Source organism: Calothrix sp. FACHB-168 (genome assembly GCF_963889195.1).
Taxonomy (GTDB): domain Bacteria; phylum Cyanobacteriota; class Cyanobacteriia; order Cyanobacteriales; family Nostocaceae; genus Aulosira; species Aulosira anomala_A.
Genome location: NZ_CAWPNJ010000016.1, coordinates 153568 through 179261, shown reverse-complemented (window position 1 = coordinate 179261; position 25694 = coordinate 153568). Strand labels below are relative to the sequence as shown.

Here is a 25694-nt window from a genome sequence, read left to right as displayed (position 1 = left end):
GAAGGTGTAAGTACCATCATTGTTGTTGATTAATGTGCCATTAGTTGCTGTCAAATTGGTGACTGAGAGATTATCGCCATCGACATCGCTAAATCCAAGCAACAAGTTTGTGGCATTAATCATGTAATTGGTATCTTCTGTGCCATTTTCTAAGGATGCACTGGCTATACCTGTGGGTGCTTCATTAATATTGTTGATTGCGATCGCGATCGCTTTTTCGTAAAATGAGCCATCTTGATCTGTAGTGCGAACGCGAATACTATAACTATTCTTGGTTTCGTAGTCAGGAGAAAGGTTAATACTTAGTTGATTGCCAACAATGCTAAAGCTGCTGTTATCTGTGCTACCTGCACCTGCAATTAGCGTATAAGTATGAGTGTTGCCTAAATCTGTATCGGTGCTACTTAAGTTACCAATGACTGTATTAGCGATCGCGTTTTCATCAATACTATTATTACTCAAACTTAAATCTGTAGGGGCACTGTTAATTTTCAGTACAAACAGTTCTTGCCCAACGTTACCGTTATCGGCAACAAAGTAAAGTTTGCCGTTAATATAGGTTAAATCGCTAGGATTAGAAGCTGCCGAACCAGGAAATAAATCATTGACTCTGATAGTACCTGCTGCTGTGCCATCACTTTTCCACAACTCGGTGCCACCTGTGCTGTCGGTAGCTGTAAAGTAGAGTGTGCCGTTGACATTGGTTAAGTTAGATGGGTTAGAAGATTCTGTACCTGCAAAGATATCTCTGACTCTGACAGTACCAGCATCAGTACCATCACTCTTCCACAACTCAGTGCCACCTGTGCTGTCAGTAGCTGTAAAGTACAGTATGCCGTTGACATTGGTTAAATTAGATGGATCGGAAGAGTTTACACCTGCGAAAATATCTTTAACCATGACAGTACCAGCTTCAGTACCGTCACTCTTCCACAACTCAGCCCCACCTGCGCTGTCAGTCGCCACAAAATAGAGCGTACCATTAACATTCGTTAGCTCGTATGGATTAGAAGAATCTATACCTGTAAAGATATCTTTAACTATGACAGTACCAGCTTCGGTGCCGTCACTCTTCCATAATTCAATACCACCATTGCTGTCAGTGGCAGTAAAGTAGAGTGTGCCGTTGACATTCGTCAGATTTTGCGGAAAAGAGGAACCTATACCACTAACAATATCTTTAACTCTAATTGTGCCAGATGAAGTACCATCGCTCTTCCACAATTCCCGCCCACCAGTGCTGTCGTTAGCAGTAAAGAAGAGGGTGCCGTTGACATCCGTTAGATTCTCGGGAGTAGAAGAACCTGAGCCAGAAACGATATCCTTAACTCTAACAGTACTGGCATCAGTGCCATTACTCTTCCATAACTCAGTTCCACCACTACTATCGGTGGCAGTAAAGTATAGTGTACCGTTGATATTGGTCAGATTGGATGGATTAGAAGAGCCTGAGCCAGCAAAAATATCCTTAACTCTGACAGTACCAGCTGAAGTGCCATCACTTTTCCACAACTCATAATTATTGTTGCTGTTAGTAGCAGTAAAGTAGACTATACCATTGACATTGGTGAGATTTTGGGGGTTAGATGAGCTTGAGCTAGAGAATATATTCCTAACTATGACAGTGCCGGCTTCCGTACCATCACTCTTCCATAATTCCCTTCCATTACTGCTGTCAGCAGCAGAAAAATATAGCGTGCCGTTGATATTTGTCAAATACTGGGGTTTAGAAGAGCCTGTACCAGCAAAGATATCCTTAACTCTAACTGTCTCAGCTTCAATAGTGTCAGTCTTCCAGAGTTCTCGTCCATCACTGCTGTTAGTGGCAGAAAAATATAGTGTACCATCAACATTTGTCAGACTTTGCGGAGTAGAAGAGCCTGTACCAGGAACGATATCTTGAACTCTGACAGTACCGGCTGAAGTACCATCACTTCTCCACAACTCATTGCCACCAGTGCTGTCGGAGGCAGTAAAGTAGAGTGTGCCGTTAACGTTTGTCAAATTTGATGGATTAGAAGAACCTGTTCCCACAAAGATATCTTTAACTCTGACAGTACCGGCTTGTGTACCATCGCTCTTCCATAACTCCCTTCCTCCACTACTATCAAAGGCAGTAAAATAAAGGATGCCGTTGACATTTGTCAGATTTTGGGGAGTTGAGGAGCCTGTACCACTCACGATATCTCTAACTCTCACCGTACCGATTTCTGTACCATCACTCTTCCATAATTCAGTACCACCAGCGCTATCAGTAGCAGTAAAGAACAGCGTACCGTTAACATTTGTCAAATTGGATGGATTAGAGGAGCCTGTACCGCTAAGTATATCTCTAACTAAGACAGTACCCTCTAGAGTACCATCACTTTTCCATAATTCAGTACCACCGACGCTATCAGTAGCAGTAAAGAACAGCGTACCGTTGACATTTGTCAGATTGGATGGGTTAGAGGAACCTGTACCAGCAAAAATATCCCTAACTAGGATAGTACCTTCTAGAGTGCCATCACTCTTCCATAACTCAGTGCTACCAGTACTATCAGTGGCGACAAAGTAGAGTGTGCCGTTAACATTTGTCAGATTATATGGATTGGAAGAACCAGTACCAGCAACAATATCGCTAACTAAGACAGTACCAGCTTGTGTACCATCACTCTTCCATAATTCAGTGCCACCAGTGCTGTCAGTAGCGACAAAATAGAGTGTGCCGTTAACATTTGTCAGATTCGATGGATTGGAGGAACCGCTACCATTAAAGATATCCCTAACTCTGATAGTGCCTGCTTCAGTACCATCACTCTTCCATAATTCCGCACCACCACTGGTGTCATAGGCAACAAAGTAGAGTGTCCCGTTGACATTGGTTAAGTTAGATGGGTTTGAGGATTCTATACCAGTAAAAATATCTCTAACTCTGACAGTACCAGCTTCAGTACCATCACTCTTCCATAACTCAGTTCCACCGTTGCTGTCATAGGCAATAAAGTAGAGTGTGCCGTTGACATTGGTTAAATATTGTGGGTTTGAGGAAAGTCCACTGGTATTGATATCTTTGAGGAGGCTGATTGTGGTGTCTCCTGACAACACATGGGGATAAGCTGACATTGCTTCTGGCTCAAAGGCGATCGCTGTGGTAATTTTTTCTGTAGTGACATTTAAATCCCAATTACCACCAAAAAGCGCGTTACCAACTTTGCTAGCTGCTGCTGCAACTGGCTTTTCTAGCAATTTACCTAGCTTCTCAATAAATCTAACACCGAGTTTTCCTGCCCCTACTTCACAACCATACAGCAAAATGTTAGCGCTTGGTGCTAACGATGCTTTCCATTGCTGTAAAGCATGATTGTAGAAATCGAGGGTAAATAGATTCAGGGTTGAGTACCCTAGTTGTATCTGTCCTAGCTGTCCGTGGGCGACAAGATGTAAACTTGTAAGTCCCTTGTACCGTGATAATTTCTGGCTAATTTCCGCAATTCCATCATTTTGGGAGTCTAACACTATTACTTCCAACCCAGGAATTACGGCTACTGCCAATAGTTCATATTGCGGTACACTGGCATCAATCAAGACAACACCAGTAACCTTTTTTTGCTGAACATTAACAAGTCTTACAGAATTAAATCTGGCAAAATCAACCGTTGTCATAACCGTTTTTCCGTAATTGTTAGGTAAGAAGTACAAGTAAAATTCAGGATTGGTAGATACTCCCAGTGCGATCGCAATTTTTCGGATTGATGAACAATCTCTAGTACTGTTTTTTTGGTTTTAATGTATTTATTTATACAATAAAATCATGGTTTTGCTGAGTTGAACTACTCAAGCTTTTGAGGGAATAGGCCACTTTTATCCAAAAAGCGCACTTTTATTAATCTTTTGAGCAACTATCCCAAGATAGAGATATTTAACTCAAAAAAAGTATAATTTATTAAGGTTTGGTTAAGTAAATCTCACGGCAAACTTAGTTAAGTCTTTAAGGAGCAACCGTATATTCAGCGTTTTGATTCATTCAAACTTTATAGTTAAATTAATTTTTATCAGGAAATTTACTGTTTTGGTCAATAGTCAATAGTCAATAGTCAATAGTCAATAGTCAATAGTCAATAGTCCTCCTTGTCCCCTCTGCCCCCTGCCTCAGACTTGACGGTAAGCTGTAAAGCACGGCAAAATTAGTACGAAAGTTCCAGTGGATAAAAGCTGGAGGTCTTGAAGATGACTACTGTGCTTAGTTGCCGTAATTATATTGATGGTCAATGGTTGAATGCTAGCGGGGAAGCTACTTTAGAAAGTCGTAACCCTGCTGATAAACATGAAGTTGTTGCTACTTTCCCCCGTTCGGTAGCAGATGATGTGAATGTAGCCGTAAAAGCAGCCCGCCAAGCTTACCACAGTTGGCGAAAAGTACCAGCCCCAGCTAGAGCAGAATATATTTTCCGTGTTGGGGAAATATTACTGCAACATAAAGAAGAACTGGCTCAGTTAATTAGCCGAGAAATGGGTAAACCTTTAACTGAAGCCAGAGGCGATGTTCAAGAAGGAATAGACTGTGCTTTTTACAGCGCTGGTGAAGGGCGGCGGTTATTTGGGCAAACGACACCTTCAGAAATGCCGAATAAATTCGCCATGACCGTGAGAATGCCTATAGGGGTATGTGCTTTAATTACTCCCTGGAATTTTCCTGTAGCGATTCCTTGCTGGAAAGCGATGCCAGCACTGGTATGCGGCAATACAGTCATCCTCAAACCCGCAGAAGATACTCCCGCCTGTGCTACTAAACTCATTGAGATTTTTGCTGAGGCTGGTTTACCACCAGGGGTAATTAATTTAGTGCATGGTATTGGTGAAGAAGCTGGGAAAGCTTTAGTTGAGCATCCTGATGTGGATTTAGTTTCTTTTACCGGTTCCTCAGAAACAGGTGCATTTGTTGGCGCTACTTGCGGACGCACTCACAAGCGCGTTTGCTTGGAAATGGGCGGTAAAAATGCCCAAGTAGTAATGGAAGATGCAGACTTAGAATTGGCGTTAGATGGCGCTGTTTGGGGAGCTTTTGGCACAGCTGGACAAAGATGTACAGCAACTAGTCGCTTAATTTTGCACCGCGACATCAAGGAAAAATTTACTGCCATGCTTTATGAGCGTACCAGTAAGTTACGCTTAGGGGCAGGTACAGATCCTAATACAGAGATTGGCCCCTTAATTAATGAATCCCAACTGCAACGGGTAAATAATTATATGCAAATTGCTCGTGAGGAAGGAGCAAAGATTTTAATCGGTGGAGAAATTGCGAGCGCAGGGGAACTAAAAAACGGTAACTTCTTTCAGCCAACGATTTTAGATAATGTCACTCCCGATATGCGGGTGGCGCGTGAGGAGATATTCGGGCCTGTAGTGGCATTAATTGAGGTTAGCTCATTTGAAGAAGCGATCGCAATTCTCAATGATACCAACTACGGTTTATCATCCTCAGTTTACACCCGCGATATCAACCGAGCTTTTACAGCCATGCGCGACATTGAAGCGGGTATCACTTATATTAATGGCCCTACTATTGGTGCCGAAGTACACTTACCCTTTGGCGGCGTTAAACATACAGGCAACGGTCACAGAGAAGCTGGCACTACAGCCTTAGATGTTTTCACTGAATGGAAGAGTGTTTATGTAGACTTTTCCGGCACCTTACAACGTGCCCAAATAGATAACAGGGTTAGTCAATAGTCAGAGACGCGATGAATCGCGTCTGTACAATTGTCATTTGTCATTGGTAAATACTTCAATGCCCAATGCCCCATGCCCAATGCCCCATGCCCCATGCCCAATGCCCATATCCTACTGTCCCAGTTCTTTGATATTATTCATTACTTGCTGATACAAATCTTTATTGCCTTGATTTTGAAAGATATCAGCAGCTTTTTGTAAATCTTTGATTGCGCCGGGTTTATCTCCTTGGGCTGCGCGGGCATTACCTCGGTTATTATACGCAGCGCCAAAGTTAGGATTGATGCGAATGGCTTGATTGTAATCGGTGATAGCTGCTTTGTTATCGCCTCTAGCAGCTAGGAGATTACCTCGGTTATTGTAGGCGATCGCATATCTTGTATCTAGGCGAATCGCTTGGTTAAAATCTTCTAGCGCCCGATTTTGCTCCCCAGTAGCCGCCAGGGCATTACCTCGGTTATTGTAGGCTTCGGCATAGCTGGGTGCAAGGCGAATGGCTTCATTGTAATCTTCCAACGCGCCTTTATTATCCCCTTGGGAAGCGCGAGCATTAGCGCGGCTATTGAAAGCTTCCGCATCGTTGGGATTGAGCTTCAGTGCTTCATTATAATCTGCGATCGCGGCTTGTTTATTACCCGCATCAAAGTAAGCCAGCCCCCTAGCCTTGTAAGCTGCACTATATCGGGGATTCTGGGTAATAGCTTTACTATAAGATGCGATCGCTGCTTGCGAATCACCTTTAGCGTGTTGATTTTTGCCTTGCAAATAAAATTCCTCCGCCTTCGATGTTCTCGCTGAACGACGATTAGGGGGACTCACGCCAATTTCTGTTACTAATACATCGCTTTGTTTACTACATGAAAGGTTAGTAGTTGCACTCAATATAGTTAATAAACCTATAATTAATGCTCTGCCTATTTGTATCCACTCTTGCTCAAACAATTGCAGTTTCATAAGTTGTTCTAAACCGCCATTATACCTAGATAAAATTATTCCTTTAATGAATTTGGGCTTGAAGTTTATCCGGCAATCCTATCTGATTTATGGAAATCATGCTGTTAACCGACTGCCAATAATAAAAAGATTTCACGGAATCATTTAGGGTTGCTATATCCTCTAGGTTTAATTAACGATTATGTCTACTATTAAATGTGAAGCGGGTAGATATCACCTTGAGTTATTGTCATAAATAAACCCTCAGAATACCGTCAAAGACAGAGATTAGATAGTTACAGCCTAGATTGAAGTATAAAAACTGCAATTTATCCTGATTTATCTGGTGAGTTTCTCTCTTACTGAGACTGATATTCTAGGCACAATACTCTATTTTTGCCGCTTTTAATTATACTTTTTAAACTCTATCAAAATAATAATTTTAATTATTTTAGCAAAATCTTCATAAAGATAAAGTTTTCTCTAGGAGGCTACAAGCTAATACTGAATTGTCTCTACTGAGTAACCAAATCAAGACAAGATAAGTAATCAATAATAATTACATACCTAAAAAATGACAAATCCCTTTAAGGATTTCCAAATAAAAAAAATATTCTAATAATTAACCTAGCAATCCCGCAATTCTTAGGGGAGGGGTAACCCATACGTGAGTTACCGCAAGGAACTGAAGTTCCTTGCTAATAGCCAAAGTCATCTAAAGATGACTAAATATCCTCCAAATCTTGAGTCTACTTTAGTAGACTTGGGCTATGAGCCTGAGAATTCATTCTCAGGCAGGCGACAAAGCGAAGAGTAAGGCTATTTTTAGCTTAAGTTGACACCAATGCCCCGCCCCTACAAGGTTTTGCTACCAATGACAGAACCTTTAAAACATCCTCTCATTGCTCATGTAATTTACATTACATAATTACGAATTACGAATTACGAATTACGAATTATCACCATCTGGCTTTTTAGCAGTCAAACGCCAAGCAGTAGTTTCATCAACATCTACAGATAATTGTTCTAAATTCTCACCTAAATCCTTTTGCATTTTCTGAGTTAAGGTAATCGAAAAATCTAAATTTATACCTTCAGTTTCAACTAACTTGACTAATTCAGCAAACGCAACCTTCACAGTTTGACGCTGGTAACTAGTAAGTTTACAGTACGATGTTTCCGATACATTTTGAGCCTGCATCGCTTTTTTAATCCGTTCTTGCAAATGTTCTAATTCCGAATTAATAATTTGAGATTGTTGTTCAACTTCATTATACCTAGCACCAAGTAAAACTAAATCTTCTGTTGTTGGATCGGGATTAATTTTTGCTTGCAATTCTAACAATTTTAAATGCACCTGCGCCAGATAGATACAATCTAAATAAGCATAATCAATCTGTTCTTCAGCTAAAGGGCGCTTTCCCCAATCACTAGTTTGTTCTTGTTTATCGATATTATGGAAATTACAAAGTACTGCGGCTAAAGTCTTGAGTTGATAATTAGGTAAAGGTAATAAATAGTAAGGAATAGTTTTAGCTATTTCTAAAGTACAAGTCACATTTTTAGCTTTTTTATTCCCCAACAGCTTTAAATCATAACTAGCATTATGAAATACCTTCTCAATTTCTGGGTTCAGCATGATTTGGGTAATAAATTCTTCGATAATATCCGGTTGCTCTAACACATCTAAAAGACAAATATCAGAACCACTCATATCTTGGGGATTATCTAATACCTGAATTAAGGATAATCGAGGATTCCGACTTTTATAATCAGCAACTTCCGTATCTATCCATAAAATTTGAGCTTGGCTATATTCAGCAATTTTAGCCTGAATTTTTCTGGCATCAGTCAAGTAAGGCATGAGGTAATATTAATTAGACGAAAATCTTAAAATCTGACGACTACTTTACCGCTATTTTGACCGCTTAAGAGATATTGAACAGCTTCAGGAATAGACTCTAAACCTTGAAACTGAGTAGCATCGACAGCAACTTTCAGTTTACCAGTGTAGAACAGATTTAACAGGCGATCGCCTGCCTCTGGTATATATTCTTGATAATGAGGCATCAGAAAGCCGCGTACAGAAGCAGCTTTCCAAAATAGTTGGTGATAAATTCGCGGTTGGGTAATTTGTTCTATCTCCTTAGCGTATTCCGAGATAAAACCAACCACCACTAAACGTCCCCGCACAGCCAAATTATCAACGCAAGTATCAAAAACCTGCTTACCCACACAGTCAAAAATCAAATTAATTCCCTTGGGGTACTCTGACTTGAGGATAGCGTTGAGATTTTCTTGACGATAGTTGATAATGCGATCGCATCCCAATTCTCTCAGTAAATTGGCCTTCACCTGGGAACTACAAGTACCAATCACATGATTACCAGCTAACTTCGCCAACTGTACCGCAATATGGCCAGTCCCCCCCGCAGCTGCTGTCACCAACACCACTTCATTACTTTTCATCTCCCCCACTTGTTCCAATGCCACCAAAGCTGATATACCAGTAGGCATCAGTGTCAGCAATTCTGGCGTAGCTTGGCGTATCTTCACTGCTAAATTTGCATCCACAACCTGATATTCGCGATAACCACCACCACGCGCCGTAGTAATTACCGCATCACCAACTTGAAAACCTTCGACATTTTCACCTATCGCCACAACATTTCCTACCGCTTCCACACCCAAATCAAAGGGAGGAATTAAATTCACATAGGGAACATCACCACGACAAACCAAAGTATCAAAGCCACCATTCACACCAGCGAATTTGTTTTGAATTAAAACTTGATTACCAGCAGGTTGAATTAGAGGAACCTCGACAATTTCAATAGCAGATTTAAAATCTTGATTAAATTGCTTTGCTACTAATTTTCTATATCTCTTTTGATTCATTTTTTAATATTGTATTTAACTTACTTTCTAAAAAGTATTATGACTATACCTATTCTCTGTAAACTTGTACATAATAATTGCTTCTTTTCTCTTGAAATTCTTGGTGGTGCATTAAATAAATATTAATTGCACATCATAGTATATGTATTATGTGTAGGGTGCGTTATCACGAAGTGTAACGCACCGTATTCTCTGCTTAACTGAATTTTTTATTCTAATTTTCCTCATTCATGATTGAAAATATCTCAACTTGACAAAGCCTTATCCCACTCTAACTGATGAGCCAAACCATACTTAATAAAATCAGATTCTTGCGCTTTATCGCTCTTACCAAAAACCCCTAAACTATAAGGATTATCTTGCATCCTTTCTGCAACTTGCTCTTGTTCAAATTGTCTAACTTCTTCTCGTGGCTTATCTGTTTTAAAAAAGTCTACAACTAAAACTGTTCTATTATAATTAGTGTAATTATGCGGACAATGGGGATAGCTATGATCTAAAACCATAAATTCCCCCTCATGCCAATAAAGCTGATCGTGACATATTTTCATGGCAATATCTCCCTCAGGGACAATCAATCCTAAATAGCCACGATTCATGTGAGGGTTATAGTTTACGTGGAGTTTAATATCCAATCCTGGATGGAATGTCCCAAAATATGCATTTCTGATGATATTATCGTTGGTAAAATTTACTTTTTCTATCACCTTAGCTAAATTTATAAAATATTTCTCTTTTAATGCCAGTGCTTTTTTAGCTGCCTCATCTGTTCCATAATCAGGATATTGGATTTGATGCAATTTAATATATTCGTCAATAAACAAACCTTGAAATAAAATCCCAAAAGCACTGTATTTTGAATTACCCTTAGTTTTAATAGTTTTACTCTTAGGACCTAAAACATTGTAAGTGAATTTCAACTCCTCATTTGATGCATGATTAATAAAGTACGTAAACTCATCTCTAATCACTTGCCAGTTATCTTGTAAGCTTTTGAGAAAAGGAAATTGTTGGGGATTGAGATGATATTCATTAAATTTTTCCATTGTCTTTGATCCTCAAACGAAGTATGTTAAATTATTTTATGATGAAAAATTAGGCGATCGCATCTCAATTGACATTCCACATAGCTTAAAATATTTGGCTGATATATCCAGTTAACGATCGCTCCATGCCTAATGTTACAGTTACCAAAGATACACATGAGTAACATTTGAAACCAAACTTTACTCCTATGACAACTACTACTCATTAATTGCAACAAATACTTTACATCAGCATAGTTATGCAATTAAAAATAGCTAGTAAGGGACTTACAAAAAATAAATTATCCATATTCTATAGGACTTACGCAAAAACATGAAAAAACGAACCGCCTACTCTAAATGAGAACCCAAAGGGTAGTAAAGAGGGTTTGGGAGAGTTATCGCATAAGTCCTATTCTATAGTGGGAGTATCTTCTTTGATGAGTGAACAACCGCGAGCGAGACGCTAGCAGTACAAATTTATTGGCTATTTACAGCATCTTCCTGTAAATAGACCACGCTGTAGGGGCACGGCATCAGTAAAATTATTGTATGTACCAAAAGATTGTCGGTGTTCCCCACTATAGATGTGGTTCAAATAGGTGAAAACTGCTGTCAATAAGATTAATAAACATTCAGAACAACCAAATCATCGAAATCCATGCCCAATGCCCAATGCCCAATGCCCAATGCCCATAAATACAACAACACCCAAGCTGCGACCTGCTTAGTGATTTCCTCTGTTTACTCATGACATCTGGGGCTACAATTCATAATTACATACTCGCTATGTAATTCATGTTTATTTGTATGACCCCCTCTTTACCACATTGAGGAAATATTAGCTTTCGAGTTGGGTGTTGTTGTTTGTTGACGAGACAGACTATGTAACAGCTTCTTTTACCTCTTAACTAACATGGACTCTATCATCTTGGCTGTTGTATCTGCCAGGGAAGCTCTGTAGCTTCAATCATTAAAATAACATCATTAAATTCTGAGATCTCATACTGAAATTAAACTTTACTACTTTGATAATTCCTACTCATTAATTGCAACGATTGCTTTACATATTTTCTACTTTTCTGTTCGCTAATCGCAGTTGCTGACACATCAAGGGGCATATCCATATATTCTAGAGGGCATGGCATTGCCATGCCCCTACAGTCACATTCTACGTTTGAATTTTGAATTGTTAATTCTCAATATGCTTCGCTGCAGACTGTACTTGATCCACGACTTTGGGAGACAGAGGAATATATCCCAGTTCTAAACTAGATTTTTGTCCTTCAGTCACAGCCCAGTTAACAAAGTTTTGCAGTGTTTGGGCTTTGGCTGGATCTGGATATTTTTTATATGTTAACAGCCAGGTATAAGTGACAATGGGATAAGATTCAGCTGCTATCGGATCGGCTATAAAAGCAATCAAGGTATCGGTGGGTAATTTGACTGCTTCTAAGGTTTTAGCTACTGACTCTGGTGTGGGGATAATGTAATTACCAGATTTATTTTCTAAAGCTGCTACAGGTAGGTTGTTATGTGTAGCGTAGACATATTCAACATAGCCAATCGCCCCTGGAGTTTGTTGAATTTGGGCGGTAACGCCTTCATTTCCCCTAGCAGCTATTCCCACAGGCCATTGTATAGATCTACCAGCCCCAATTTTATTTTTCCATTCTGGACTGATAGCGCTGAAGTGTTCTGTTAAAACGCTGGTAGTTCCGCTACCATCGGTTCGGTGGATGACTTGAATTGGCAGATTCGGTAATTTTACCTCTGGATTAGCGTTGGCGATGCGGGGATCGTTCCAATTGGTAATTTTCCCTAAAAATATATCTGTGTAGACTTGGCGTGATAGTTTGAGATGATTGGGTATATTGGGCACATTGTAAGCTAATACGACTGAACTAGCAGTCATCGGTAAAGCGATCGCACCTCTTTTAACTTTGGCTGCTTGTTCGTGGGTAATGCCGATATCACTGCCTGCAAAGTCTACAGTACCATCAATCAATTGTTGGATGCCGACACTGCTACCTAAAGATTGATAGTTAATTTCTACATTTGGATTTACCTGATTGTAGTCTGTAATCCAGCGCTGGTATAAAGGTGCAGGAAAACTTGCGCCAGCACCTATCAAAGAAACAGTATTGACGTTTTTAGAGTTAGCACTACAGGAAGCTAAACTTAATGACACAGCAATTAAGGGTAGAAGACTAGGCGAGCGCTTAAATTGAAGATGAGATAACATGAAAATTTATAGTTTCAATAGTCAGTTGTTAGAGACGCGATAACCCTTGTCTGTACAATGGTCAATAGTCAACGGTCAACAGTCAAATGATTATAGTGGTTGATTAAAAGATTTGTGATAGTTTTATATGTTAAATTGGTGAGCATTGCCCACCAATTTAAAAACTTGATAATTTTGTCTGGCAAATATCAAGAGGATACGCCACTGGCTGGGGTTTTAACTTTACTTTGTGAGGGATTATTCAACTGCTCTAAAATATCCAACACTTGCTGTTCAAAAGCAACTTGGGCGCGATTGGTTTTACCGCCAACAAATAAGCGATCGCCTGTTTTTAATGCCCAAATTTGGGAATGGGAAAAGTAACTCATCACCACACCCAACATCAGTAAAGCAAAGCCTGTATAAACAATTGGTATACCTGGATCAACTTTAATTTGTAAACCTGTACTACCAATGACTTCTAAAATTCTTAATCTCACCCCATTAACTTGGGTAGACATCCCCGCACGGACTGTATCTATTAACTTACCAGTTTCATCGTAAATTAATACCATTCCTTGTAAGTCTTTGGCAATTAAAGAAACGCCTTCACTTAAATCTGGTTTAGTGGGAATCCATGTACCCCAAATTCGCCCTGCACCATTGGTATCTAATTGTGCCATTGGTAATTGAAAAATGGGGCTGTTATTAAATCTAATTTTTACCCCGGAAATTCCCCAATCAGTTTGATAGAATGTGACGCCGTGATAACGCAGAGGTTGATTGACGAAAATCTTTTTATGGTCAACTTCCTGTCCCTGTTTATCTAACACAGACATATCAGAATAAAACTGATCTATTCCTCCTGAAGGCGTGTAATCAATCCAAAAGCGATTGACCCGAACAGACCAATCTTTAGGCACTTGCGATAATGCTAAAGGCCCCGCATCAATAATATTTTTCACCTGAAATGTAGAGCCACTGGGAACCATTTCTTGAGCCATAAAACCAGTCATTGCGCCCCAAATTCCCCCTAAGAGAATGGTGACAATGCCAATATGCACAATAATCGGGCCGATGCGTCCAATTATTCCTTTACGCGCATAAAGAATATCGTCTTTTTCTTGAAAAATTTTATAACGCTGATTTTTTAATATTTGGCTGAGGCTATCTAAAGAACCTGTTTCTAATTCTGCACTCAAAGCTAATTTTTGAAATTGGCGCGGTTCTTCGTAATATTTCCAACGCTGGGCTGCTTTTAATGCAGGAAGTTGGCGAGTAAAAGTACAAGCAGTCAAGCTAGTACCAAATAAGACGAGTATGCCTAAAAACCACCAGGTACGATATACATGGTCTAATCCTACTACTTGGATGACCTTCCAACTCAGGAAACCAAATAAAGCTGGATGTTCGGGATAATTAGCTTGGTAAAAAGCGGGTGTCTGACCTTGTTCGATGACAGTACCGCTAATACTAAATAAAGCGATAATCAGTAAAAGTGCGATCGCTAAACGCAAATCTGTGAGTACAGGTAAAAATTCTCGCCGCAAGAAGCGACCAGGTAATGACCACCAAGTTGTTTCTGTGGTGGGGGAATTGTCTGTTGTCATTGCTTAAAAACTTCCCAAGGGAATCCGCGAAATTAACGAAAATACACCAAATCCTACCAATAGCACACCGCTAACTGGGTTAATCCAACCAGACCAGCGGCGCAATTCCAACAGCTTTTTAATTGCAGCAGTAAAAGTACCTGCCAAAATTAAGGGTGCAACATAGCCTGCTGTATAAGCAATGAGTAAAACAGCGCCTAAAATTAAGTCTTGGCTAGAGGCCACCCAACCCAGTAAACTAGCTAAAACTGGGGTACTACAAGGTGAGGCGACTAACCCAAAAGTTAAACCCAAGGCGTAAGAACGAATTCCTGGCGGTAAATCCGTCGAAATCCAATTAGTTTCATCTAAAGAAGGAAATTGCAGGGGTAAAGCTTCTAGTAAATTTAACCCCATGAGAATGGCGATAATACTCACAATAATTGGTAAGCCAACTCCTACTTGACCGTAAACTTTGCCCACAAAAGCGGCGATAATTCCCAAGCCGGCGAGTGTGGTTGCTAATCCCAATGCAAACCAAGTAGATTGGGCTGCAGCTTGTAGACGGCTTTTTGCTTCATAACCGCCGATATAACCAATAGTAATCGGCAGCATCGAAAGCATACAGGGCGTGAGGCTGGTAAGTAAACCAGCTAGAAAAATAATGCCAATACTCACCAAGCTGAGGTGTCCGAGTTGGTTAGCAACAAGGGCGTTGGCAAATTGTTCGAGTTTGTAAAGTTGGATTTGCAAAGTCTCAAGCATGGGGCATCTTAGGCAGGGAATGCTTACTATGCTTGAATTTTAGCTTACTTTGTGATGTTGGGCATGGGGCATGGGGTATTGGGCATTGGGCAAAATGCGCCAGCTTTATCATTTACACATAAATCAGTAATCATTTTTATATTTTTAGTAAACAAAAAAGGCGATCGCTTTCTCATTTATCTAAATCAAGTACTCATTTTCCTGTTTTTAGTAAGCAAAAAGCTATTTCACGTTCTTATTAAGCCTTTTCAGCTTCTCATTATTGTGTTTTCCGCAAGTGAAATACCATTTCACCTACTCATTAAGCCTTAACGCTTACTCATTTCGGTAAATCACGCAATCATTTTAGTGTTTTCCGCAAGTGAAAAGGTATATCGCTTACTCGTTTCGGTAAATCACGCAATCATTTTAGTGTTTTCCGCAAGTGAAAAAGTTATGTTGCTAGCTCAAAAATTGCGATGTTTGACCGAGACAATTTTAGATTTTCTCTAAAATCCAAAATCCAAAATCCAAAATCTAAAATTGATTGACCATTTCAATCATCGCTCAAGGTTTCAATTAACAAATCTACCTGCTGCTGTCGCTGCTGTAAAAAAGTCTCGCATTGACGTAAATATTCCACAGCAGTGGAAAATTGAGCAAATACTTGTTCTAATTCCAACTCGCCTGTTTCAATGCGAGTAATGATTGTTTCAATTTCCGCCACTTTCGCCTCATAATTCCCCGCAGTCATTGCTTCAGAATTCTCAGCTTTACTACGTTTAATCATTCTTGTACTTCCGTAACTTTAACTTTAGCTTCGCCCTGTCCTAATTGAATCAATAATTCATCCCCAACAGCTAACTCAGCAATGGAACGAGCGATCGCACCATTTTCTTGTCTAACTACGGCGTAACCACGCTGTAATACGGCTTTGGGGTCAAGTGTAGCTAATTTTTGCCGCAACATTTCCAAATGTTGGCTGGCTTGCTGCGATCGCCTTTTTGTCGCTTGAATTAAATGCTGACGTTTCCAAGCTAATTTTTCTACTTCTTGCTTTACTTGTCGATCTAAGCGTAAATGCCTTAACCGATTTTGCAACACCTGCAATTTATTTTGTGCAGTTTCTACAGAGTATTGCATTACCTCCTGTAACACTGCCACTCGCTGCCGATGTTGAGTATACAATTCTGCTAGGGCGGGGACAACTATCTCGGCTGCGGCTGTCGGGGTGTGGGCGCAGACATCTGCGGCTAAATCGGCTAAAGATTCATCTCTTTGATGACCAATTCCCGTAATTACAGGTATAGAACAATTAGCGAGCGATCGCACTACTCGTTCATCATTAAAGCAAGCTAATTCTTCTACCGCACCGCCGCCCCTAGCTAAAATTATTACCTGGGCACGACCATCTTTTTCTACCCGTTCAATGGCTTTAACTATAGATTCCGGTGCTTGCTCGCCTTGTACTGTTGCGGGTGAAAATAATATATGTAAACCTGGATACCTATGTTTGAGAGTTTTTTGGATATCACCCCAAGCCGCAGCCGTTGGTGAAGTGATGACAGCGATAGTTTGGGGATGCAAAGGAAGCGATCGCTTTCTTGCGGGATCGAACAAACCTTCAGCCAGCAGACGATTTTTTAACTGTTGATAGCGTAAAGCTTGTAAACCCGCACCAGCCGGGAAAGCTTGCCAAACAGATAGCTGATATTCTCCCCTTTGCGGATAAACCCTCAGACTACCTAAAATAATGATTTGCTCCCCCGGAACAGGTATTTGTGCCAATTTCGCCAATTGCCCATTCCAGGCTACACACTTAATTCCCGCCGTACCATCAGGATCTTGCAAACTGAAAAATAAACCACTGCGATGGTGATTAGCACTAGAAACCTCTCCCACCACCCAAACTTGGCGCAGGTGTTCATCCTGTTCTAATAGCAAGCGGATATAGTCAGTTAATCCAGCGACAGATAGGGCAGTCTGAGGAATTACAGAATTGACAAAATCGGAAGTCATCGAAGACGCCTAAAAAGGATACACCAGCAAGAGACTATTCAAATGGTAGCAGGGGACAAGGGGGACAATTGTAGAGACGCGATTCATCGCGTCTCTGCCCAATGCCCAATGCCCAATGCCCAATGCCCAATACCCCATCAACCTATTAAGATGAGAAACATCCGCCTACTGAATACCCGTTATGCCTCTGTCACGGATAGTCACGCTGATTGTTGGTTTGATAGTTATTTTGGGGTTAAGCCTGTGGCTGATTGATTCCCTGTCACGCCTTTACTGGCAGTTGTCGTATTCGCCACTGCTGGGCAATTTGCTGTTGCTGTTGTTGATTGTGCTGATTGGTGGTTTAGTAGCAGCCTTTGTTTATTATGTGATGGTGCTGCAAGCCGGTGAAACGCGATCGCGTCGTCAACGTCCCCGCGTTACACCTGCGCAAATTCCCGCCGCTAAATCTGATGCGGCTTCAACAACTTTAAAAGCTGTGCGTCAACAAGTAGCACAAATTCAAGATGAAGTAGCTAAACAAGCTTTACTCAGCCGCTCGCGAGAAATTGAAGTCAATTTAGCACGGGGGGAAATTCAAGTTGTGATATTTGGTACGGGAAGTGCCGGCAAAACTTCGCTGGTAAATGCCATTATGGGGCGCATGGTAGGCGAGGTAAATGCACCGATGGGTACAACCCAAGTAGGCGAAACTTATTGTCTGCGGTTGAAGGGATTAGAACGGAAAATTCTAATTACCGATACACCAGGGATTTTAGAAGCAGGGGTAGCAGGAACGGAACGGGAACAACTCGCCAGGGCTTTGGCAACGGAAGCCGATTTACTGTTATTTGTGGTGGATAATGATTTACGCCGTTCAGAATATGAACCATTGCGGGGTTTAGCCGAAATTGGTAAGCGATCGCTTTTGATTCTCAACAAAACTGATTTATACACCGACGAAGATAAAGAAGCTATCTTAGCGAGATTGCGTCAACGAGTGCGCGGATTTATTGCCACTAACGATGTCGTTGCGATCGCGGCTAATCCCCAAAGCGCCCAACTAGAAACCGGCGAAATCTACCAACCAGAAGCTGATATTGTTCCCCTGTTGCGGCGGATGGCGGCGATTTTACGCGCTGAAGGTGAAGATTTAGTGGCAGATAATATTCTCTTGCAATCTCTACGCTTAGGAGAAGAAGCCCGCAAACTCATCGACGCTCAACGTCGCCGCCAAGCCGATAAAATTGTCGAAAGGTTTCAGTGGATTGGCGCTGGCGTAGTATCAGTTACCCCTTTACCTGTAGTAGATTTACTAGCAACTGCGGCGGTAAATGCCCAAATGGTCGTAGAAATTGGCAGAATTTATGGTTGCGAATTAAACATGGAACGCGGGCGGGAGTTAGCCTTATCCTTAGCCAAAACCATCGCCAGTTTGGGAATTGTTAAAGGTGCGATTCAATTATTATCGACAGCTTTGCAAACTAATCCAGCTACTTTTATTGTTGGGCGAGCAGTTCAAGGTGTAACAGCCGCTTATTTAACTCGGATTGCGGGGAAAAGTTTTATTGAATATTTCCGTCACGATCAAGATTGGGGTGATGGTGGGATGACAGAAGTTGTCCAGCGACAGTTTCAAATTAATCGCCGGGATGAATTTATCAAGGCTTTTGTTCAAGAAGCGATCGCGCGAGTAGTCAAGCCTTTACAAGCCAATATTGAAGTAGTTAAAGAAGATACAGAAGCCAATAGCTAGTATCGCTACGCGGAAGCAAAAAGTTATACCAATTGGAAAAAAGAATGCGACAGATTGTAGGGGCACTGGCACTGCCATGCCCTCTAGAATATTTTGATGTGTCGCAAAGATTATTTGAATTGGTATTAAAAGTTAAAAGTCAAAAAACTTATATTCTGGACTTTTGCGCCATTGAGAATGGTATGTTTATTGACGCCGTATTGTACTAGAATATTTTCTCATAATTAAAGAGACGTTACATAATAACGTCCCTTCAAAATTTATTTACTTGCCAATTAGATAAGTATGTCTATTTTACGAACTTAAATAAGCTTAAAACTCTCACAAATGACAAATGACAAATGACAAATGTTAATCAGTATACCGAGAATTGCAAACGTAGTCAGAACGCACCCATCCACGAGTATCTCTGTAAGAAATTTTAAACCAGTCAAAACCATCTTGACTTCTTCTACTATTTAATACCCTCACGTTTTTTCCCGAAGGAATTTGTCGGATCTCATCATGATTTTGTCCCGGGCCACTACGTAAAGGTAATGTCCCACTAGGATCGTTAGTACATACAGAAGCAGAATAACCTTCTGTATGAGATATCTGACCAACTCCGGGGACTAATTCTCCCGCGCTTGCAGGTAATGCTACTGCGAATATTAATGCACTCGCCATGAGTAATTTAGGCATATGCGATCGCTCCATTTCAAGTTAACTACTCTGAAGGTGATAAATGTAGTTAAGTTGGTTTTCATGTAGCCCTTAAATAAATTTTAAAGGCTACAATATGGCAGGGATTGAGCAGTGACCAAGTTAATAATAATTATTTTTAATTACTAAACTTTGTCGCCCAATCCCATTACTTAACTAATCATTAAGGAATTGGACAAAGATATTGAGAATCAACCCATCCAGTTTTATTGCCATAGGTAACTTGCACCCAATCCCTACCATTAATTCTTACAGAATCGCTGATAACATAAACACCTTGTCCTCTAGGGATTTGAAGCATTATTCTTTGGTTTTGACCAGGTCTTCTACGTAAATTTAAAGTACCACCAACATCGTTAGTACATACAGAAGCAGGATAAGAAGATTGAGCTATTTTAAAAGATTTAGAGTTTACTTCTTGAGCGCCTACAGGTAATGCTGCTGTCAAGATTAAAGCACCAGCCATTAATAGTTTAAACATGGTTGATAATTTCCTTTTGAGTTAACAGTTTTGCAGGGAAAAATTTAGCGAATAGATACGTTAATAAATTGAGGTTTGTAGGTACGAACGTAGTCCAAAACCTCGGTCAATTCCTGTCGATTAGTTAAGGCGATGCATCCGGATGTTCCATCTTCACCGTTGTTTTTATCGAAAGATGGATCGTAATGAATGCCTAAAGCGGTACGACCTGTGCGAAATTGTGGTTGTATTGCTAGAAATCTATCGCCAGCTTCAGCAATAGTCCCGCGAACTACTTGTTTAGCAACTGTATATCTTCCATCTGGTAGGGGTGCTTCTGTTCCAGAGCGATCGCGATCTCTATTTTGAGTATGCGCGCGTCCTGTGACGGTTCTGTATGCACCGACTTGTTGTCCGTTAGCGTAAAGCAGCAGGGCGTATATCGGGTTTCCCAGCTGATTCACCTCGTTAGTTTTCACTAACTGCATGTAAGTACCGCCTGTTGCAACTGAGTATTGGTTAGGTTTGGGATTACCTTTACTCAAATTCTGTTCATTTGGTTGAGCAGATACATTTGTTAAATTACCTACAGGGGCGGTAAACTTATCTGTTTCATGTTGTTGGGGAATTTTAGCTGTATTAGTACTGCTAATTTTCTCTGTTTTAGCTAATATTAATTTCTCAGCACTTTGTTCATTATTTAAAGTTCCTGATGTTTTAATTTCTGCATTAGCGCTACAACTAGTAGTGACTACACCAACTAAACTTATTAAAAGTAATCGAAAAAACATTTACCTGTTTAGTGATTTGTTTTTCGACTATAATCGCTATTTTTACTCTATAACATGAGGAATTATCCGTAATTTTGAATTTACGCTCAGTTGCGTAAAATTTAGTATTTTTAACTTAAAAATATATTAAACACCGAGAAATTATGATCGAGCAGAACATTTGTTCTGCTTACTTAGGGTGATTATGCGTATGAAGTTATATGAAATAACTTCACTAAATTTTCAGCCAATAAATCGAGGATATTGCTCAAAGCAATATATAATTCAACATATATATGCTCAAGCTCAATCTCAACAAATTAATTAATATATCAGGGGAATTGCTGAAAAAATAATGTATATTTTGTCCTGTGATAATTGGGAGCAAGATACTGATAAACATGGCTATTGCTCTTTTATATAAAGTTGAGGCAAAAAGCAGTATCAAAAAGCTAAGTTTACTTTTCGTTACATAATGTAATTTTTTTATACTTCCTGACTAGTGACGGTGAATGACTTTGTTTTGATATCTGCACAAACTCCAGGATTTCGGAATATTTGCACTATTTAATACAAAGCTTGTCAATATCACATTTTGTATAAAAACCTGAAAGTACTATTTTTTCTGGTAAAAAATACTGACATTACAATGCTGGGCATTCTAGGAGACATCCCTCCGTAGAATTAATTATCAGGCATTCCGGAAAGAGGAGTCAAAACTAAGAAAACCTATATCAGGACTTACTCAGTAACCAGCTCATGACCCACCCCATGATCGGTAAAGTACTACAAGCGCGTTACCAAATTGTCCAAAGCCTAGGTGCAGGGGTATTTGGACAGACATACATTGCTGTAGACATAGAATACCCAGAAAATCCCAAATGCGTTGTTAAACAACTCAAAGTTAACAATATGCACCCCAGTTATTTAGATGACTTAAGGCTGCGTTTCCTCACGGAAACCGAAACCTTGAAGCGTCTGGGAAGACATAGACAAATTCCGGAACTGATCGCCTGTTTTGAAGAAAATGAGCGATTCTACTTAGTGCAAGAATTTATTGAAGGACATCCACTGACAGAAGAATTACCTATTCATAAACAGTGTGGGAAAATTTGGAGTGAAACAGAAGTCATCGAATTTCTGGAAGATGTCTTGGGAATTCTGGATTTTGTGCATTCTCAGGGGGTAATTCATTGCGATATCAAACCAGAAAATTTGATTAGACGGGCGTTTGATGACAAATTAGTGCTGATTGATTTTGGCTCAATCCAGCCGGTAGATTTTGGTGAAGACGCAGAATTACCTATTCATTCGGTTCCTGTGACTTCTTTGGGATATATTCCACCAGAGCAATTTATTGGTCAAACTCAGCCTAATAGTGATATTTATTCCTTGGGAATCATTGCTATCCAAGCTTTAACAGGTTTATCACCATTAGAATTTAAATTAGACCCTTATACTAATGAGATTATTTGGCATTCTCCCCATATAGCTGTGAATGATTATTTAGCAGCTATTCTTAGCCAAATGATCCGCTACGATTATCAAGACCGTTTTCAATCTGCGAGTGAGGTATTACACATACTCCAGGAGATGCTCTGGGAAACTGATGTCCCAAGCATACAAGAAGTCGAGGGGAGCTTACTTGTAGAGCAACCAGCTACAGTGAGTCGGTTACCAGAAAATTATAAATCTCCCAAATCGCCTCCCTTAATCACGGGGATGAAACTCGGGATAGCGACTAATTCGGTGTTGCTGGGATTAGGAATGTATTCGGTATTTACTAATTCTCCCGCATATTCGGAAAAGGAAACTTTATATCAGGCGACGGAAGAATATCAAGCAGGTGATTTAAAACAAGCGATCGCTCTGGTGAAATCCATTCCCTCAGATAGTAAAATTTATCCAGAAGCCCAAGCTACAGCAGATGAATGGCAAGAGCAATGGCAAATTGCTGCTAAAAACTATCAATTCCTGGAAACTGCTGCTAGTGCGGGTAGATGGGCAGATGTATTGCGAATTGCGGCTAATGTACCGGATATTTTATATTGGCAATCGAAAACCGATAAACTGGTAGAAGAAGCACGCAACCAAGTAGAAGCGCAAACCCAAGATTTATTAGCTAAAGCTTACGAAAGCGCTAATAAAAAGGATTTTTCTGGTGCTATTGAGTATTTGCGTCAAGTTCCAATCAACAGTTCTGCTGGTGCTATTGTTCAGCAAAAATTGGCTGAGTACGATCAAAAGCAAAAAATTCGCGCTACTTATTTTCTCCAAAAAGCTTATAACAAAGCTTCTTTAGGCGAATTTGATGATGCTATGCAATTTTTGCGCAAGGTTCCCAAAAATACACCTGTTTACGTCCAAGCGCAAATGAAATTAACCGAATATACCCAAAAGCAACGCTTGCGATCGCAATCTAGTAAAGTAGCTTTATCCCGCAGCAATTCTGCACCTAAAAAATCTCGCTCAGATAACCGTTACTTTTAATACATGAATGAGATAGAAGGTCACAGGAGGGGGCGCTGTCGGCTTTATTTTGCTAGAGTTGACAGTGCCCATTTATGTATTAATACTTAATATACATGTATAATTTGTCTTATCTAACGCGGTTTCTGATTGGGAAATAAGGGATTGGGAATGGGAATGACGGGAACAACTACAGGTTGTGGTTTGATGGTTTGCTGTTGATTTTCTGCTTGCTTTTTGGCGGTGATGGCTTGTTGATAGTCTGGCTTGTATTTGATAGCTTGATTATAAGATGCGATCGCTTCTTGATAGCGCTGTAAATTGACTAAGGCATTACCCCGACTATACCAGCTTTCGTAATGGTCTGGTTTGTAACGGACTGCGCGATTGTAGGATGCGATCGCGTCTTGATATTTCTGTAAGTTATATTGAGAATTGCCTAAGTTATACCAAACTTGATAATCGTTACGCTTCAAAGCTATAGCTTGATTATAAGCTGCGATCGCTTCTGCATAGCGTTGACTTTGATGTAGTGCCCAACCTCGGCTATATACAGCTTGATAATTATTAGGATTATATTTAATTACTTGACTAAAGGATTCCACTGCTTCGGGATAACGTCTTAAAGTCATTAGCACATTACCCAGAGATAACCAAGCTTGGTAATAATCTGGTTTATATTGTACCGCTTTTTCGTAAGCTCTATATGCATCTTCGTAGCGGTTTAAATTTACCAGAGAATTACCCCGATTATACCAAAATGATTCATTATCTGGTTTTAATTCTATGGCTTTATCGTAAGCTGTAACTGCATCTTCATAACGTTTTAAGTTTTGCAGTGCTAATCCTTTATTATACCAGGCAATGTAATAATCTTTTTTCAATTCAATCGCTTGGTCGTAAGCTTTAATTGCATTCTCATATTGTTTTAAATTACTATAAGCATCACCTTTAGCATTCCAAATTGCTGGAGAGTTATTTTCTAATTGTAGAGCTTTATCAAAAGACGCGATCGCTTCTTGGTAGCGCTGTAATTTTTGCAAAACAAAGCCGCGACTAGTCCAAGCTTCTAAATAATCTGGCTCCAGTTGAATAGCTTTATCGTATGCAGCTAGAGATTCTTGATATTGCTTTAAAGCCGAAAGCGTATTACCTCTTCCATACCAGCCTTCAGCATAATCTGGGCGAATATTCACCGCTTTATCATAAATAGCTAATGCATCTTGATAGCGTTGTAAATCAAATAAAGTATTGCCTTGTTTATATAATTCTGTAGCATTCTTAGTATGTAAACCATCAATAATAAATAAACCTGCTACACCACCGACACCTAAAATTAATATCCCGGCAAAAATTTTGGGAATTATATCTTTTTTATATTGATATTTTGTTAAATTTTTAAATGGCAAAGCGGGAATTAACGCCACTGTTTTCGGAGTTGGTTTTGTTAACTCTTGTAATGCCTGTAAAGCATCCGTAGCTGAACTGTAGCGTTGCCGAAAATCATAACATACCATTTTGTCTAATATTTGGGCAAACTCTGGCGAAACTTGAGTCTGATTTTGCCAGATAATTTCATTACTATCAGCATCTATTGCTAATTGTTCTGGCGGTAATCCTGTCAAAGCTTGAATCGCAATTATCCCCAACGCATAGATATCACTGCTAAATTTGGGATTACCTTGTGCTTGTTCTCCAGGAAGATATCCAGGTGTTCCAATCGCCACAGTCGCTTTAGTTTGTCCTTGGGGTGTAATCACTTGGGTAGTAATTTGTTTAACCGCACCAAAGTCAATTAAAACTAACCGATTATTTGACTTACGTCTGAGTAAATTTCGCGGATTGACATCGCGGTGAATTACCTTTTGTTGATGAACAAATTCTAAGATTTGTAATATCTCTGTTAATAAAGCAATTACCTCATCTTGACTGAAAGTTTTCCCTGGTAATAATTCTTGACTCAGGTCGTGCCCTTCGATAAATTCTTGTACTAGATAGAATTCGGCATTCTCCTCAAAATATGCTAAAAGCTGGGGAATAGATGCATGAGTTCCTAATTTATATAGAACTTGCGCCTCTGTATCAAATAAACGTCTCGCAGTCTCTAAAGTTACCGGATCACTTGCTTGCGGCTTTAATTTTTTGACGACACATTGCGGTGAACCAGGTAATTGAGTGTCACAAGCTACAAACGTTTCCCCAAATCCACCTCCTCCCAAGTGACTAACAATTTGGTATCTACCAACAAGTGTGTTTCCCAACATCTGGTTTGCCTAGTTTAATGCGATAATATCTGATTCCAATCTTGACACAGGCGAACCGGATTCACAGGGTATAACTTTCAATCGGTTACTGGCTGAGGTATAACAATCCTCAATCATTGATAAAATCTACAACCTCTCACTTTCTTCTCT

General features: G+C 40.0%; 19 protein-coding genes. 5 read left to right on the top strand and 14 right to left on the bottom strand.

Features of this window, described 5'->3' with window-relative positions; translation table 11 throughout:
• A partial coding sequence (locus AACW45_RS09495; RefSeq protein WP_199331102.1) for an ELWxxDGT repeat protein occupies nt 1-3645 on the bottom strand: 3645 nt, incomplete at its 3' end.
• Between the two features lie 564 nt (nt 3646-4209).
• Here AACW45_RS09495 and AACW45_RS09490 point away from each other — a divergent pair.
• Nucleotides 4210-5712: an aldehyde dehydrogenase family protein gene (locus AACW45_RS09490; RefSeq protein WP_190632748.1), complete on the top strand. Its 1503-nt coding sequence runs from the start codon at nt 4210-4212 to the stop codon at nt 5710-5712.
• 111 nt (nt 5713-5823) lie between these two features.
• On the opposite strand, the gene AACW45_RS09485 is transcribed toward AACW45_RS09490, so the two are convergent.
• The 9 genes from AACW45_RS09485 to xseA all read right to left on the bottom strand — a co-directional run bounded on the left by AACW45_RS09485 (nt 5824) and on the right by xseA (nt 17144).
• Entirely contained in the window at nt 5824-6666 is an 843-nt protein-coding gene (locus AACW45_RS09485; protein ID WP_190632747.1) for a tetratricopeptide repeat protein, read from the bottom strand.
• 928 nt (nt 6667-7594) lie between these two features.
• Nucleotides 7595-8509, bottom strand: a complete 915-nt coding sequence (locus AACW45_RS09480) for a ribonuclease D (protein WP_190632746.1) — start codon at nt 8507-8509, stop codon at nt 7595-7597.
• A 26-nt stretch (nt 8510-8535) separates the two neighbouring features.
• The gene (locus tag AACW45_RS09475; RefSeq protein ID WP_190632745.1) at nt 8536-9543 is read right to left on the bottom strand and encodes a zinc-binding dehydrogenase; all 1008 of its coding nucleotides are present in this window, start codon (nt 9541-9543) and stop codon (nt 8536-8538) included.
• Nucleotides 9544-9788: 245 nt separating this feature from the next.
• On the bottom strand, nt 9789-10589 hold the full coding sequence (locus AACW45_RS09470) for an aspartyl/asparaginyl beta-hydroxylase domain-containing protein (RefSeq protein ID WP_190632744.1): 801 nt from the start codon (nt 10587-10589) through the stop codon (nt 9789-9791).
• A gap of 1171 nt (nt 10590-11760) precedes the next feature.
• The gene (gene pstS, locus AACW45_RS09465) at nt 11761-12813 is read right to left on the bottom strand and encodes a phosphate ABC transporter substrate-binding protein PstS (protein WP_190632743.1); all 1053 of its coding nucleotides are present in this window, start codon (nt 12811-12813) and stop codon (nt 11761-11763) included.
• A 188-nt stretch (nt 12814-13001) separates the two neighbouring features.
• Nucleotides 13002-14402, bottom strand: coding sequence for a cytochrome c biogenesis protein (locus tag AACW45_RS09460; RefSeq protein ID WP_190632742.1), 1401 nt, complete (start codon nt 14400-14402; stop codon nt 13002-13004).
• A 3-nt stretch (nt 14403-14405) separates the two neighbouring features.
• Nucleotides 14406-15146 (bottom strand): cytochrome c biogenesis protein CcdA, encoded by a 741-nt coding sequence (locus AACW45_RS09455; protein WP_190632741.1) that lies wholly within the window; start codon nt 15144-15146, stop codon nt 14406-14408.
• Nucleotides 15147-15681: 535 nt separating this feature from the next.
• Nucleotides 15682-15915 (bottom strand): exodeoxyribonuclease VII small subunit, encoded by a 234-nt coding sequence (gene xseB, locus AACW45_RS09450; RefSeq protein WP_190632740.1) that lies wholly within the window; start codon nt 15913-15915, stop codon nt 15682-15684.
• A complete protein-coding gene (xseA, locus tag AACW45_RS09445; protein ID WP_190632739.1) occupies nt 15912-17144 on the bottom strand; it encodes an exodeoxyribonuclease VII large subunit in 1233 nt (410 codons plus the stop codon). The genes xseB and xseA overlap by 4 nt, the downstream gene beginning before the upstream one ends.
• Nucleotides 17145-17252: 108 nt before the next feature.
• On the opposite strand from xseA, the gene AACW45_RS09440 reads away from it, so the two are divergent.
• Genes AACW45_RS09440 through AACW45_RS09430 form a run of 3 tightly spaced genes read left to right on the top strand, consistent with a single transcriptional unit; the run spans nt 17253 to nt 19088 of the window.
• Nucleotides 17253-17399, top strand: a complete 147-nt coding sequence (locus tag AACW45_RS09440; RefSeq protein ID WP_242045622.1) for a hypothetical protein — start codon at nt 17253-17255, stop codon at nt 17397-17399.
• A complete protein-coding gene (locus tag AACW45_RS09435) occupies nt 17332-18879 on the top strand; it encodes a YcjF family protein (protein ID WP_242045626.1) in 1548 nt (515 codons plus the stop codon). The genes AACW45_RS09440 and AACW45_RS09435 overlap by 68 nt, the downstream gene beginning before the upstream one ends.
• A 44-nt stretch (nt 18880-18923) precedes the next feature.
• Nucleotides 18924-19088 (top strand): hypothetical protein, encoded by a 165-nt coding sequence (locus tag AACW45_RS09430; protein WP_190632737.1) that lies wholly within the window; start codon nt 18924-18926, stop codon nt 19086-19088.
• A gap of 142 nt (nt 19089-19230) precedes the next feature.
• Here AACW45_RS09430 and AACW45_RS09425 read toward each other — a convergent pair whose 3' ends face one another.
• The 3 genes from AACW45_RS09425 to AACW45_RS09415 all read right to left on the bottom strand — a co-directional run bounded on the left by AACW45_RS09425 (nt 19231) and on the right by AACW45_RS09415 (nt 20832).
• Nucleotides 19231-19560 (bottom strand): SH3 domain-containing protein, encoded by a 330-nt coding sequence (locus AACW45_RS09425; protein WP_190632736.1) that lies wholly within the window; start codon nt 19558-19560, stop codon nt 19231-19233.
• Nucleotides 19561-19744: 184 nt separating this feature from the next.
• Nucleotides 19745-20062, bottom strand: coding sequence for an SH3 domain-containing protein (locus AACW45_RS09420; protein WP_190632735.1), 318 nt, complete (start codon nt 20060-20062; stop codon nt 19745-19747).
• A gap of 44 nt (nt 20063-20106) precedes the next feature.
• Nucleotides 20107-20832 carry a L,D-transpeptidase gene (locus AACW45_RS09415; RefSeq protein ID WP_190632734.1) on the bottom strand — a complete coding sequence of 242 codons (726 nt, stop codon included), beginning with the start codon at nt 20830-20832 and terminating at the stop codon, nt 20107-20109.
• A 738-nt stretch (nt 20833-21570) separates the two neighbouring features.
• Here AACW45_RS09415 and AACW45_RS09410 point away from each other — a divergent pair.
• A complete protein-coding gene (locus AACW45_RS09410) occupies nt 21571-23301 on the top strand; it encodes a serine/threonine-protein kinase (protein ID WP_190632733.1) in 1731 nt (576 codons plus the stop codon).
• A gap of 113 nt (nt 23302-23414) precedes the next feature.
• Here AACW45_RS09410 and AACW45_RS09405 read toward each other — a convergent pair whose 3' ends face one another.
• Entirely contained in the window at nt 23415-25544 is a 2130-nt protein-coding gene (locus AACW45_RS09405; RefSeq protein ID WP_190632732.1) for a tetratricopeptide repeat protein, read from the bottom strand.
• Between the last annotated feature and the right edge of the window lie 150 nt (nt 25545-25694).